This is a genomic window from Mangrovibacterium sp. (assembly GCF_059905295.1).
Map to the genome: position 1 here is coordinate 22778 of NZ_JBZQJF010000261.1, position 14387 is coordinate 37164.

General features: G+C 46.0%; 10 protein-coding genes. 4 read left to right on the forward strand and 6 right to left on the reverse strand.

The features are described 5' to 3' along the window. Nucleotides 1-131 precede the first annotated feature (131 nt). The gene (locus AC37HE_RS13560) at nt 132-1310 is read left to right on the forward strand and encodes a multidrug effflux MFS transporter (protein ID WP_500783389.1); all 1179 of its coding nucleotides are present in this window, start codon (nt 132-134) and stop codon (nt 1308-1310) included. 97 nt (nt 1311-1407) lie between these two features. On the opposite strand, the gene AC37HE_RS13565 is transcribed toward AC37HE_RS13560, so the two are convergent. The 3 genes from AC37HE_RS13565 to padC form a co-directional block, all read right to left on the reverse strand. Further along, nucleotides 1408-2379 (reverse strand): DMT family transporter, encoded by a 972-nt coding sequence (locus AC37HE_RS13565; RefSeq protein ID WP_500783390.1) that lies wholly within the window; start codon nt 2377-2379, stop codon nt 1408-1410. A 105-nt stretch (nt 2380-2484) separates the two neighbouring features. Further along, on the reverse strand, nt 2485-3792 hold the full coding sequence (locus AC37HE_RS13570; protein WP_500783391.1) for a DUF6198 family protein: 1308 nt from the start codon (nt 3790-3792) through the stop codon (nt 2485-2487). Nucleotides 3793-3932: 140 nt separating this feature from the next. Further along, nucleotides 3933-4430: a phenolic acid decarboxylase gene (padC, locus tag AC37HE_RS13575; RefSeq protein ID WP_500783392.1), complete on the reverse strand. Its 498-nt coding sequence runs from the start codon at nt 4428-4430 to the stop codon at nt 3933-3935. A 135-nt stretch (nt 4431-4565) separates the two neighbouring features. Here padC and AC37HE_RS13580 point away from each other — a divergent pair, with 135 nt between their 5' ends. After that, nucleotides 4566-5363, forward strand: coding sequence for a helix-turn-helix domain-containing protein (locus AC37HE_RS13580; RefSeq protein ID WP_500783393.1), 798 nt, complete (start codon nt 4566-4568; stop codon nt 5361-5363). A gap of 15 nt (nt 5364-5378) precedes the next feature. On the opposite strand, the gene AC37HE_RS13585 is transcribed toward AC37HE_RS13580, so the two are convergent. The 3 genes from AC37HE_RS13585 to AC37HE_RS13595 all read right to left on the reverse strand — a co-directional run bounded on the left by AC37HE_RS13585 (nt 5379) and on the right by AC37HE_RS13595 (nt 10817). Then, entirely contained in the window at nt 5379-6926 is a 1548-nt protein-coding gene (locus AC37HE_RS13585; protein ID WP_500783394.1) for a pectinesterase family protein, read from the reverse strand. Between the two features lie 197 nt (nt 6927-7123). Next, nucleotides 7124-9397 (reverse strand): glycoside hydrolase family 20 protein, encoded by a 2274-nt coding sequence (locus AC37HE_RS13590; RefSeq protein ID WP_500783395.1) that lies wholly within the window; start codon nt 9395-9397, stop codon nt 7124-7126. Between the two features lie 70 nt (nt 9398-9467). After that, nucleotides 9468-10817, reverse strand: a complete 1350-nt coding sequence (locus tag AC37HE_RS13595; RefSeq protein ID WP_500783396.1) for an MATE family efflux transporter — start codon at nt 10815-10817, stop codon at nt 9468-9470. Between the two features lie 233 nt (nt 10818-11050). Between AC37HE_RS13595 and nudC the strand changes: the two genes are divergently transcribed. Next, nucleotides 11051-11914, forward strand: coding sequence for an NAD(+) diphosphatase (nudC, locus tag AC37HE_RS13600; RefSeq protein WP_500783397.1), 864 nt, complete (start codon nt 11051-11053; stop codon nt 11912-11914). A 116-nt stretch (nt 11915-12030) separates the two neighbouring features. After that, a complete protein-coding gene (locus AC37HE_RS13605; protein ID WP_500783398.1) occupies nt 12031-14094 on the forward strand; it encodes an alpha/beta hydrolase family protein in 2064 nt (687 codons plus the stop codon). The last annotated feature ends 293 nt before the right edge of the window (nt 14095-14387 follow it).

Genomic DNA, 14387 nt, shown 5'->3' on the forward strand with positions numbered 1-14387 from the left:
ATTAAAATGAATAAAAAATGACAAATCTGAAGTAAATATTACCTCTTTTGTACTTTCAGAAAATTATCGTTCTCAAGAAAAAAAGACCTCGTTGTTCTGTTTAATTTTGAAGGATAAGAGAAAACAATTCAATGTATCATCAGAAAAACTCCAGAGCTTACCTGTTGGTAATAATGGGCATGCTATCGGCTTTCGGTCCCTTTGTTACCGACTTCTACCTTCCAGGATTCCCATCAATTACCGATTATTTCAAAACCTCCGCCTCAATGGTTCAGTTAAGCTTAACCTCGAGTATGCTCGGCTTAGGGTTAGGACAACTGTTTGTCGGTCCGCTGAGTGATAAATATGGGAGGAAACCCGCAATTCTAGGATCTCTTGGATTGTTTATGATTTCAACCATGGCCTGTATTGTTTCTCCAACAATCGAACTCTTTATTGTTTTCCGTTTCATCCAGGGAATAGCCGGATCCGGAGGCGTGGTTGTCTCCAAATCGGTAGCAGCCGACCTTTACAAAGGAAAAGACTTGACCAATTTTTTCTCCATGTTGATGGTGGTTAACGGCCTTGGGCCAATAGCGGCTCCTGTTTTTGGCGGAATCACGATCAAGTTTACCAACTGGCAAGGTATTTTCATCGTCTTACTAATCCTGGGATTCATCCTGTTCATCTCCAACTTGTATCTGAAGGAATCCCTAGTCCCAGAGAAACGGGCCAAAGGAAATATTCTTGCCACCTTTCGTAATTTTGGTCCAATACTAAGAAACAAACAGTTTATGCTCTATGTGCTGAGTCAAACAACGGCAACGGGTTTTCTGTTCGGCTACATCTCATCATCTCCCTTTATCTTTCAGGATCATTACAAACTGGGGCCAATCAGCTACAGCCTTTGTTTTGCCATCAACTCATTTGGAATTATGCTGGGCAGCCGGGTGGCTACCTTCTTCCGGATTCAGAAATCATTGACAATTGGCGGAATCAGCCTGTTTGTTTTAGGCAGTTTACTTTCGTTGATTTTATTCTTTGATGGAGGCTTAGCCCTTTTTGAACTGGTCATTTTCTGCCAGATGGTTGCTTTAGGAATCATCCTTCCAACAACCTCATCGCTGGCACTCGATATGGAACGAAGAAACAGTGGTGCAGCCTCAGCAATCTTAGGATTTCTCCCTTTCCTGTCCGGAAGTATCGTATCGCCACTTGTCGGCTTGGGCAATATTCTAAGCTCAACCGCATTGGTTATTTTTACCAGCTGCCTGCTATCCCTCATATTCACCTTCCTGGCAATTCGTGCTGACAAGGCTCGTGAGATGTAAGGTTACCAACTCGTCCATTTCCAACGAATAAAAATAAAACGAATCCGGGGAATCCTTTTGTACAAGGCTATCGGCATAAAGAGCCTATCCGTCAAAATCAATTTTTACGGTTTCGGATAGTCTCAAACTGTGGCTTCAATTTGGGTTCCTCTGCAGGAATAGCTGATTCACCTCTGGACTTACTCTTCGTAACAATGTAAACCCCGACAAACACCAAAACAATCGCCATCCCTTTTCTCCAGCCAAAGGTATCGAGCTGCCAAAATACCGCCGCAAACGAAGCCACCACCGGCTGCACGTTGTTATACATGGTTGCAACAGTAGGTCGCAGGAACTTTTGACCAATCGGAATCATCAGGTAAGAAAGGAAAGTAGCACCGAAAACAACAAAGGCTATGTCGCCCACAATGCTCATCGGTACGGCACTGAAATCTGTAGAAACCACCTGGGGAAGGTTTAACGGCAAATAAATGATGGAAGCAAACAGAAACATCCATTTCATTTGCGTGATCGGGTGATATTTGCTGATCGAGTTTTTGAACAAAACAAAATAGCTGGCATAGCTGACTTGAGCTAACAAACAAAGGCCGATGCCCATAAGGCTTTCACGACTGTTTACAGCACCTCCGGCAGTGGCACTACTCAATATTAACAAGAGAGCGCCGGAAGCACCAACAAGAATACCGGCAAATTTCACCCAGGTAATCGGTTCTTTAAGGTACATGGCGGCAATAATCATGGTAACAATAGGCAAGGTAGTCGTTACAATGGAAGCATTAATGGGCGAGGTCAGGGAAACGCCAAAGATGAACACCCCTTGATTCATGATGATCCCAAGCAAGGCAGCCAATGCCAGCAGTTTTAAATCGGCCAGAGGCACACGTTCACGCTTAACAAAGAGAGAGGCGATCCAAAATGCCACAGCTGCGCCAATCACCCGGAATGACACCAGCATCCAAGGATTGACCAATGGGTCACCCATGACAATCTTCGATAGCGGAGCCATGAGTCCCCACGAGATGTTGGCAGCTATCATTGCCAGATGTCCCTTTAATTTATTCTGATCCATCGTAGAAAATTTCGGCAAAAATAAGACTTATGCTTTATCAGATTACTGCCGAATAGTGAAGCTATCGTTAATTCAATGGAACGACCTCTGGATCTCCAAATTCTCCTAAGCCCGAACTCTTTTATCCGATGTTGCCAGGGTATCGGCTATTAGCTCGACTGCCCGATCTATACCCAGTAAAGAGCTGTCGATGGTTAAATGATAGCTGGTTGCATCATTCCAAACTTTATTGGTATAGTGCCAGCAATAATTCGAACGTTCCCTGTCGATTCGTTCCAATACCTTATTCGCCAGTGTGCCTTCAACCCCGTATTCCTCCACAGCCCGGTTTTGGCGAAACTCATTACTGGCATGAATAAAAACGTTAAAAACTCCCGGTTGATCTTTCAGAATAAAATTGGCACACCGACCAACAATCACACAGGGCTCCTTCCTGCTAATTTCCCGAATGATTTTACTTTGCACCAGGAACAAAGCTTCCAGAGGCGGTTTCTTCTCATCCACATAGGCATATTCCTGTTCATATAAATCGTAAAGCAAATTATTGGCCAGCTTTTGTTCGTGTTCTTCGATATATTCCGGCGTAAAACCACTTTGCTTAGCAGTCATCTCAATTAACTTCCTATCGTAGAAAGCAATACCCAAACGTTGGGCCAGTTGTTGTCCAATTTCATGTCCACCACTACCGAACTCACGCGAGATCGTAATAACCAGACGAGACTCCGAAATGGATCCGGTCTCCTCAGGATTGACAGCAACAGCAGCTGTGGTGTTGCCAAGCCAAACATCAACCACCGGCAATCCACGACTAAACACCCGAGCAAGAAAACCTACCGCAAGAGCTGCCAGAATAGTCCCTTCACGAACACCTTGCAGACTATGCAAAAGTACAAGCGAACTTATTGCACCAATAATTACCATCCCGCTATCGACACTTATTTTACATTTACCAAACTCCTTTTTAATTGTTTCTGCAATAGCCAAAGCCAGTCCTTCCCCCGGCAGATAAGTAATTCCTGCCTTCACTTCCAGAAAAACACCAAAGCCCATAACCACGCAACTGATCAGACACAAGACTGCCTGCATTATATAGTTGTTTGCATGAATTCCGGAGGTCAGATAAAGTGTAAAATCGATGAAGAAGCCAAAAATAAAAACGAAGGGAAGCTGGATCAACTGAATCGGTCTATAGTTCTTCTGAAGAACGGCTATCTGAGCTAAAATGAGCAGTGCATTAAAAATGATGGTTGTCGTTCCCATAGTTAAAGGGAATTGCACACTGTAGATATAGGGGATACAGGAAATAGGTGACACACCCAAATTGGCTTTCACCGACAAGGCAACACCGAAAGCCATTATAAAAAGACCAATAAGAAAGGTTATCAGTCTAAGTAGGAGATTATTTTTTTTCATCGATTGGTTTTGTGTTATCATTCATTAAAAAACTCATCAAGCCCGCCCCAAACAATATTAGGGCAGAAGCTCAATGAGTCACGATGGTTATTGCTCCAAACAATAACCGCAATCACCTGATTTATCTAGTTGGTTTACTGTTATTTGCTAAACGACAATTTACCGGAGCGAATATCATTTGTCATGCCGTCATAAGGTGCTTCGGAAATAACTTTTTCGTTGTTAATTCCTTCATTCTTTTCATAGGTAATATCTGCGAATTCCGGTACGACATACTTCGGATAAGTTTCATACTTCTCACGGCTTTCTTCCATCAATGCGATATGATCATTTTGAAAGCAAACAGTGATTTCCGGATGCTCGTGAACCCACTTCGGGAAAAAGATCACACCATGAATTCGTTTTTGATCAGGCATAAAATTAAGGGCGACATCAGTGCCGGTTGGTTCGGTCCAGGTAACTTTATAAACACCTTCTGCCAGCTTTACAATGTCTGCATGCTGGTCGCGTACCCAACGTCCGGCAACCATACCGCTATGAATACGATAATCGACCGTGTTTACATTTTTGATGTAAAACTCATACTCCCAACCATTTTCATAGGTGTAAATAAAGTGTGATCCTAAAAAATCCTTCATACTCAATTCCTCTTTAAATATTCACCACAAAGGTAAAGCCTCTCCTCGTTAACCTTTTAACCAAATCGGCCAACTATCTGTTCAAATGCGCCACTTTCGCTATCTTTGTCATGATCTGGTTAAAAACAGCCACCTATGCATTCCAATTACGAAGATGTATTACCCGCAGTAGAGTCCTTTCAGTCCGGCGCATATTGTTCTACTTCAGAGCAATCAGAAATCGACACACCTTTTCACCAGCACAACAAAGATCAGTTTGTATATGCACAAAAAGGAACACTGCATGTTGAAACCCGAACTAACCGGCTATTCCTTCCGGTAGAACATTTCATTTGGATTCCCCGCCATACCGAGCACCGGGTTTGGACTAACAACACGCAGATCATCATGTTTACCATCTACTTTGATCGTGAACAGTCTTCCGGTGACTTTTATAATAACATGGGAGTCCATGCCGTCAATAAGTTGCTTCATGAGATGATCCACTATGCCATACAGTGGAACGGGCACATCGATGAGTCTCAATACGGACGTTTCGAATTTCTGCAGGCTTTCAAAGCTATCCTTCCCGATCTAAGCCTCAGACGCAAACCACCCATGCTGGGATTTGTGCAAGCCGGAAATAAACGGTTAACAACGGTCATGGATTACATGCGCGATCACCTGGAAGAAAAGATTACGCTGAATGGCCTCGCAGACAAATTTGGCTTTAGCCCGCGCTCACTCAGCCGATTATTCCAAAAAGAAGATATCAACTTTACCGAATACCTTCAATCGATCAGGCTTGTAAAAGCAATGGAGTTACTAGCTGAGAAAAGTCTCAGCATTGAAACCGTTTCCTTGCTTGTTGGCTATGAAAGTCCTTCGTCGTTTAGCAATATTTTTATGCGCTACACAGGCATGCGTCCCTCCGAATACATCCAAAACAACTAGGGACTCCATTCCATCTTAATTCATCGAAACCGGACTCCAGCCACCCAGAATATAGGATGGGTTCGAGTAATCAGTAAGCAGCGCTTTATCTTTCGGTAAGCTTAACTGTTTCGAGTAAGCAGCGCGTTGAGAGACATCAGCAGGCGTACCATCTGCAATATTTATGCTGTTGAACTCCCAGTAGTGCAGATCTTTGGTATCTTCCCCAACCGGTCCCCATCCTTCGGGGCTTATATTTCCGATGGCACAATTAATCAAAACCGCTTCAGCATATGGATAGCCGTATTTCCCCTGGTTGGTCGGAGCACGGGCAAAAACACTTCCGCCTTCACGAGTTCCATGGAAACGACAATTAACAAACACATTGCCATGGTTGGCCTTGGTATTCCGGATCCACATAAAGGGACCGGGTGAGTAGAATTCGCAATCTTTAAAGAATGCCGGGCCACGCCCCAGAACCATGTCGCCACCGCCATCAATCGTTACATTCTCGAAATAAGCCGGACCGTTGGTTTGCAGAGCATCACCAGAACCAACAAGAAATACATTGCGAACCTGAATTCGATCTCCGTTGATCAGCAAACCTTCAGCCTGTCCCTCCAAAAGCGTCTTCACTGTCAGATCCATCAGCTGAATATTGGAGCAATTGTCGATTGTAAAAGCAGCCCTGCGCGACGGGAAAGTCCCCGGCCACTCGTTGGTCTTCACATTCCACGGATGCGGGTTGAAAACTTCACTGTTGGCATATTGTACAATCACACGATCGCGACTTTCTCCCTGAATAATCAGGTTCGATTTATTGCGAAAATAGATCAGCTCTTCATACAAACCATTTTTCAGGAAGATGGTGATGGTGTCCGCACTATGATCAGGAATATAATCCAAAGCCCCCTGCAGTGTATTAAAATCACCCTTCCCCTGATCATCCACGACCAACCGCTTCGCCGAAAGATCCGGTTTCTGTTCACGCGTTGTGAAATTCCAACCCGACTTAGCATAGACTCCTTTGAATTCCTGATCCGAAGTGCGGATCACCGTGCTATCCATCAACACATAATAGCGCTTGTTGTACTGAAGCAGGTTATGATGCAGGTAGATCGTAGCTGTTGAGTCGTGCACGATAATGGGATAAAAATGAAAGCCGTCGGTAAAGCCGCCGATGATCGTCAACTGGTAATTATCAGGCGTCGGCATAGCTGTCCCCGAAGGTGTTCCGGGCTTTGTATTGGCATTGGTGAAATTTCCCGATTTGTAATCGTAGGGAACCGCTGTGTAATCAGCTTCCGGGTTTTTCCACGGTTCAGTAGGACCGGGAGGAATACTCAGATCCAGCGAATCAACCAAAGCATCAGTCTCCCAGTCGTAAACGCGGATCATCCCAGTCGTACCAACTTCAGGAACACTTTTAAAAGTAATCTTCAAATGCGTATCGGGGCTAATTTCCACTCCGCCATTAGCCGGGTAAGTTTGATAAACGGATGATTGTTCGGTTGTACACGAAGTGCTAATAGCTACACAAACGGCAAGAGCAGCGAGCAGCTTGAAGGCTTTTGAAAATTTCATCTATTTTGGGTTTGAGGGTGAAACAAGTTAGTCAACAGCTCTAAAGTTAGGATTTATTCTGTAAAATACCTTTTAGTTGCTACACCTAATGCAATAGCTCAACCCCCAAAAACAACGATCAAGCGGCATACAATGAAAGAGGAAGGATCCGCCATACTCCGACGGGTCCTCCCTCTTCAAAATATGATCGGACTTGCTTAGTTAATCACCAACTCGTCGACAAACAGGAAGGCCTTTTTCCCGTTGCGCGCAAAGACTCTCACATAGCGAGCCTTTTCACCCTGCAAGGTGCCTGAAAAGTTTTTAAACACCAACTTTTTCTCTTCCGGTGAGATGTCATTGCCAAGGTGCAAAACCTTTTTGTATTTCTGCCCGTCTTCCGAAACAGCAACCTCAACATAATCGGGCATAAACACGCCCGGACCAGTAATCTGCATAAATGTAGCCGAGAACGAGCTTAATGTCTCCACTTTGCCAAGATCAACGGTCACATCCAGATCGTTGGTAAAGCCCTGCCACATACCATCGTTGTAGCTGTCACCGCCACGAAGCCCATCGGTTAAGGCGCCGGCATCGCCTGCCGGGTAAGCCGGGTTCCAGGGAGTCTGGTAGCTCACCGGCTTTCCAATCGCTTTATGGTAGTCCACCTGTTTATGCAATACGGGCTCCGTGAGTTTTCCATCCTTAAACACGGCTGCACAAATTGATGCACTTCCGGTTACAAAGAACTGGCCGTGATACAAATTCGAATTTGTTGTTGGCTGCGATCCGTCAGTGGTGTAGTAAATAGTTGGTTGACTGATTTCACTTTCGAAGGTTATCCCTATCCGGTGCTGAAGGGTATCCACATCCATAAACGGCAGCAACTCGGAGGTTGGCTTATAATAGTAGTTCACGCCCAGCTGATCCAACCGTTTCAACTGTTCTTTAACGCGTAGTTTGAAGGAATCCCAATTCAACCGACTGCTGTCCGTCCAGGCACGCTCAGCCAAAGCCAGTGCACGGGGAAAAATCAACTGATCGGCAACTTGCTCCGAAGGGACCGTTTCAGACCAAACGCAAGCCTGAAGGCCTTTGATCTGATCAACTTTATCCATCGGGAACTTTGAACCATACAACTTCATATTGTAAACGCTAAACAGTCGCGTGTCAGGCCGGGAGAAATACAAGGGATCTCCGGGAGTCAAAATCAAATCGTTGCCGTTATTCACCACTTTCTCGGGAACACCGGCGACCCAATTCCGCCAGTACATCACATGCAGCGACGAGTCGATTCCACCTTCCAGCGCATCGTCCCAAACAACCACTTCTTTGCCTTTGGCTTGCAGGAACTTCGCCACACGATTGACAAAATAGCCCTGCAGATGATTTAAGTCGCTGATGCCATGCTTTTTCATGAACCGGTGACAAGCCTTCGACTCCTCCCAACTATGTTTCTCTACTTCGTCGGCACCAATATGGATGTATTTTGAAGGGAAGATATCGACGACCTCATTCAGAACATTCTCAACAAACGTATAAGTATCCTCGCTCACCGGGTTTAGCGGTGTGGAAAACACCTTCCCCCAGGCTGACTTACCTGTTGTTGACAGTTTCGGAAAAATATTAATGGCAGCCATCATATGCCCCGGCATGTCTATCTCGGGGATAATCTCCACGTGTCGGTTCTGTGCATACTTGACCAGGTCGCGCAACTGGTCCTGCGTGTAATAACCACCGTAATAAGGAACACCATCCCGCATTTGAATATGCTGCGGATCGAGAGCATAAATACTGTCCTCTTTGGACTTTTTAATACAAACCGAATCCTGAGCATTGAACGTTCGCCAGGCCCCCTGCTCTGTCAACTGCGGATATTTCTTGATTTCAATCCGCCAGCCCTGGTCATCAGTCAGGTGCAGGTGAAGTTTATTCAACTTATACAAGGCCAACCGATCGACATAACGCTTGAGGTAATCGATGGAGAAGAAGTGGCGCGATACATCCAGATGCATTCCCCGCCAGCCAAACCGTGGCTTGTCGTAAATACGTAGGTCCGGCAATTGGTAAGTTCCTGGTGATTCTCCTTTCTCAATGGACGGAGGCAACAATTGCCGAAGGGTTTCTATCGCATAAAAGATCCCTGCCCCGTCGCCTGCTGCCAATGAAATCTTTTTCGATGTGATATTGATGGCGTAGGATTCGGGAACAGCAAAGGTATCCGACTGCAATACTTCGATCCTGTTGTCTCCTTTTTCAGTTGAAAGTACCTGTCCCAAAGCTTTCTGCATCAGCTGTTGCAACTGATCAACTTCGCCTCCAAACTTCCCGTTGTCATTAACAACAAGTTGTGTCCCCGGCTGTAATTCAAACTGCCCGCGGACTGTTTCTAACTGTGCCGGATACGGCACTAACGATACACTGGTTCTTTCGGGCCGACTGCAGGCTGAAGCCAGCAAAGCCAGAACCACAAATAAATAAGTATACTTCACGGAATAATGATTTAGGTTGCCTCAAAGATAAAAAGAAGAAAGACATCCGAAAATCGCAAGGCTAATGTGCCTACCTGGCCAGAGCCGTTATCTTCAGCCACGACTTGCGGAAGATCGGTAATTCATAAGTCAGCATACAAATCCATCCGGCCAGACAAGCCAAAGCGAAACCTTTCATGCCCAGGAACTGGGCCAGTGCATAAGCCGCCACAACCCGACCAACCATTTGGGAAAAGGTAGCTCCCAAGGTGACCTTCAACCTGCCGATTCCACGAAAATAACCCTGTATCAGGTTGGTAATCCCCGGCAACAAATAAAGAAAAGCCATAATCCGAAGATAGTCAACCCCCTCGCTAATAAATTGAGGATCTTTATCGCTCACGAATGCACCAACGAGCTGGGGCGCAAAAATGAACACCGGAACCATGAGCACCGCCGTGTAGGCCAGGACGAGTTTCAAACCAACAAGAAACCCCTTTCGCATGCGGTCGACTTTCCCTGCACCATGATTTTGCGCCATAAAGCCGGTTGTTCCATGACCGATATTTTGCTGCACCACCATGATCAGATCGTCGATGCGGGTGACCGCATTAAAGGCCCCGATCGTATATACGCCCAACGGGTTGACCGCCCCCTGGATGAGAAACTTCCCAATTTGCAAGGTAATTTGTTGCATAGCAGCCGTTGCACTAAAGCTAACTGTTTGCCGGAACAGGCTCCAGTCGAAGACAAACTCGTGACGGGCAAACTTCAGAATCGGGAATCTCTGATGCACATACACCATACAAAAAACAGCCGACAACAACTCTGCAATTACAGTTGCCACAGCAGCTCCCCGAATTCCGAATTTCCAGACAGCCACCAAAAGAATATCCATCAGAATATTCAAGACGGCCGAAATAATCAGAAAATAAAGCGAGGCACTGGAGTTCCCCATGCTTCGCAAAGTAGAAGCGTAGATGTTGTAGATAAATGAAAAGGCCAGCCCTCCGAAAATGATCTGCAGGTAGCTTGTTGCATCACCAAGAATATTGGCCGGGGTACGCATCAACCACAAAATGTCACGTGAAAAGAGCAAACCCATGATCACAATAAAGAGTGTAAAAGCCCCTCCTGCAATCATCGAAGTGGAAATCTCGCGTTTCAGTTTGGGAATATCACCTGAGCCAAAGAAATGCCCCATCAGGATAGACATCCCCAGGCAAATGCCAACCATCAGAAAAAGCATGATATTCATGATTGGGCTGGCTGCACCTAAGGCCGCTAAGGCATCGGTGCCTACAAAGCGACCAACGATGATGGAATCGGCGATGTTATAAGTCAGGATGCATAAATTACCGATAATCAGCGGTACAATATAATTGACAATCTGTGCCGTTATCGGCCCCTGTGTCATATCGACAATTTTTCCTCTGCTCATATCCTAATTTTCCAAAACACAAAGATAGTAATAGGCGAACGAAACAATCGGCCATCACCATTATTCAGCCGTAGGTTGCTTTATTGTTACCAAGTCAATCACACGAGGGAAATAACAGCCGTTTCTGAAGTCTTGTTTAAATAGCTGCTCAATCCTGCTTTGTGAATAACAACGAGGGTTCGTGTTGACTAATTTTGGAATTCTTATCGTCAAATCAAAGTCATTTCAATACTATGATCCAGGACATCTTTCCACATCAGTTCGACAACCAATATAAAGCCAACCAGCTTGTTGCTGACTCTGATTGGCTGTTTTACTTTGAAAATAATCAACTGCTGGTAAAGACCGTCGGTGAGCAGTTTCTGATTCCGAAGAGGAAGGATTTCCCTTCCCTATCGACTCAATCAGCGACCTTCTTATTTTCGCTCAACGAAGCTTCTTGCTTTTTGATTGCAGAAAAGCCTGAGACAAATTCGGCCGATTTTGACTTTAAAGATATGAACTTCATGCGGGCGCTGGATCAGCCCGAGCTTGCTTGGACATCGCTTGCGGCCTTTCAACTGATGAACTGGTATAAGCAGAACAAGTTCTGTGGAAAATGCGGATCGCCCATGCAGCATAAAAGCGACGAACGTGCTATCGTGTGCCCTTCCTGTAAAAACATGGTTTTCCCTAAAATATCGCCGGCAGTGATTACTGCAATTCTGTGCGACGATAAAATCCTGCTGGCCCGAAATGCCAGCTTCACAAACAATCGTTTCGCTTTAATTGCCGGTTATGTAGACGTTGGTGAGACGCTGGAGCAAGCTGTTCGGCGCGAAATCATGGAAGAAGTTGGATTGGAAATCACCAAATTGCACTATTACAAAAGTCAACCCTGGCCCATGTCCGGATCACTGATGGTTGGTTTTATTGCTGAAGCCGATGACCGGCAACCCATCGTCATCGATAACAAAGAGATTGTCGAGGCAGGCTGGTTCTCCCGGGGACAACTTCCCAATGTTCCGAATAATACCAGCATTGCCGGCGAAATGATCGAGAAGTTTGAAAAAGGGGAACTAAAAGGTTGCGACTGCATCCCCGTTTTCGACCTTTAGATTGCCATTGCCTGAAAAGCTTTAACAAACATTGTGAACCGAAAAAACCGGCTTTTGTTAACTTTAACTGATACTTTTTAGCTGTCCACAGCAAATTAATCCTTTAAACTGTTAACATGAAGCATTTACTTCTATCCATTCTATTAACCGCCCTGGTTTATGTGAATGCATTTAGCGAAAAACGAGCTTTTAGCATCGATGACCTTTACAAACTGAAAATGCCCGGAGGCCCGGTCATCTCGCCCGACGGCAACCAACTGGCCTATTCGGTTAGCCGTTCCGACTTCAAAGCCGGTAAGTCCTACACCGACATCTTCCTGATGTCGACTGATGGTGACAATCAAATTCAGATCACCGATAATGGCAAAAGCTCCAGCCCCTTTTGGGATCCATCCGGGAAAATCCTCTATTTCCTGTCGTCTAATGATGGTGCGCCACAGGTGTTTGCCTACTCATTCGACACGAAAGTAACAACACAGATAACCGACTTTTCGATGGGCGTACAAGCCCCGGTACTCTCGCCCGATGGCAAATTAATCGCTTTCTCGGCCGAAGTGTTTCCCGAATACGGAGCCGACAGTGAAGCCAATGCCCGCGCCGACTCCCTGATGGCCAACGGACCTGTTCAGGCGGTATTGGCTGATAGCTTGTTATTTCGTCACTGGACTGAATACACCACTGAGAAATGTATGCACATCCTGCTGTTTAACCTTGAGGATCAAAGCTACAAGGATCTGACTCCGGGAAATAACGTCTCACCCGTTTTCATGCTGGGTGGCGGTGTAGGCTACAACTTTTCACCCGACAGCAAAGAGCTTTGCTATGTTTCCAACCACGATCATCACCACGAAGCAACCACCAATGCCGATTTGTTTATCGTACCCGTAACCGGTGGGAAAGCCCAAAACCTCACCGACGACAATGAAGCCTGGGACGGAAGCCCCGAGTATTCACCCGACGGAAAATACATTGCTTACCGTACCCAGTTGATTCCGGGTTATGAGTCGGCTTTGTTTAAGCTGGCCCTGTACAACCGCGAAACCGGTGAAAAGAAAATCATCAGCGGTGATTGGAATAACTGGATCAACGATTTTGCCTGGGCAGACGATTCACGCTCGATTTACTTCAACTCATCGGAAAAAGGATATGAGCCACTCTTCCATATCGACCTGAAGAAACAAAAAATAGAAGCGGTTTCCGGTCCCCGATCTCTACTTAGTTTTACCCTGGATCAACAAGGCCATGTTTACTACCGTTCGAGCACGGTGGGACAGCCGTACGAAATTTTCCGGATGAACCTAAAAAACAAACAGGAGAAGCAACTAACATCGTTAAATACCGAGTTAGCAGAACAAGTTGACATTCGTCCTGCTAAAGCCATGTGGGTAAAAGGAGCTGCCGGTGACTCCGTTGAGTACTTCCTTGTGAAACCGCACAACTTCGATCCGTCGAAGAAATATCCGTTGGTGCTGAATGTTCATGGTGGTCCGCAATCGCAGTGGATGGATTCGTTCCGCGGCGACTGGCAGGTTTACCCAGGCTCAGGCTACATTGTTGCTTTCCCCAACCCACACGGATCAACCGGCTACGGCCAGGCATTTACCCGCGCAATCTCCGGCGACTGGGGTGGAAAGGTCTTTCAAGACCTGATGAAAGTGACCGACCAACTTGCTCAACTAAGTTACGTCGATTCAACCCGAATGGGTGCCATGGGCTGGTCGTATGGCGGGTATATGATGGATTGGTTCCAAGGGCACACCAAACGGTTTAAATGCCTGGCTTCGATGATGGGTGTTTACGACCTGCGCTCGATGTGGGGAGCAACCGAGGAAGTTTGGTTCCCGACTTTCGAACTGGAAGGACAGCCCTGGAACTCGGATCTGTATGCGAAGTTTTCACCATCATTCTATGCGAAGAATTTCTCGACTCCAACCTTGGTCATCACCGGACAACGCGACTTCCGTGTACCCTACACCCAGAGCATTCAGTATTACACCACGCTGCAAACGCTCAATATTCCGTCGCGCCTGATTATTCTTAAGAACGACGGACACTGGCCAAATACCGTGAAGTCGATGCCCTTGTATTATAATGCCCACCTGGAGTGGTTCCACAAATACCTGGGCGGCGATCCTGCGCCTTACGATTCGAAGAAAATGGTTCGTAACGACGCGTACTAAGCAATATTACATGTCTGCGGTTAGCAGGGGAATGCCACATAGTCGTTCCTCCTGCTTCCAAGGACAGCTAGATGGATTGAAGGATAGATGGAATGAAGGATAGAAAGAGCCGCAAAATCCCTAGCCCATCGGGCTTCAACATCAATAGAAAAAACCCCCGCCTCCGAATATCACGATGCCGGGAAACGCGCCAATGTTTAACCGCAGAGAACACAGAGGAGACGCAGAGGGATTGATTAACGATTGCCGATTATTGATTAACGATTAACGATTGAGTGACCCGCAACCTTCTA

Coding starts and splice junctions, on each gene's coding strand:
- AC37HE_RS13560 (WP_500783389.1), top strand. CDS start 132: ATGTATCATCAGAAAAACTCCAGAGCTTACCTGTTGGTAATAATGGGC.
- AC37HE_RS13565 (WP_500783390.1), bottom strand. CDS start 2,379: ATGGATCAGAATAAATTAAAGGGACATCTGGCAATGATAGCTGCCAAC.
- AC37HE_RS13570 (WP_500783391.1), bottom strand. CDS start 3,792: ATGAAAAAAAATAATCTCCTACTTAGACTGATAACCTTTCTTATTGGT.
- padC (WP_500783392.1), bottom strand. CDS start 4,430: ATGAAGGATTTTTTAGGATCACACTTTATTTACACCTATGAAAATGGT.
- AC37HE_RS13580 (WP_500783393.1), top strand. CDS start 4,566: ATGCATTCCAATTACGAAGATGTATTACCCGCAGTAGAGTCCTTTCAG.
- AC37HE_RS13585 (WP_500783394.1), bottom strand. CDS start 6,926: ATGAAATTTTCAAAAGCCTTCAAGCTGCTCGCTGCTCTTGCCGTTTGT.
- AC37HE_RS13595 (WP_500783396.1), bottom strand. CDS start 10,817: ATGAGCAGAGGAAAAATTGTCGATATGACACAGGGGCCGATAACGGCA.
- nudC (WP_500783397.1), top strand. CDS start 11,051: ATGATCCAGGACATCTTTCCACATCAGTTCGACAACCAATATAAAGCC.
- AC37HE_RS13605 (WP_500783398.1), top strand. CDS start 12,031: ATGAAGCATTTACTTCTATCCATTCTATTAACCGCCCTGGTTTATGTG.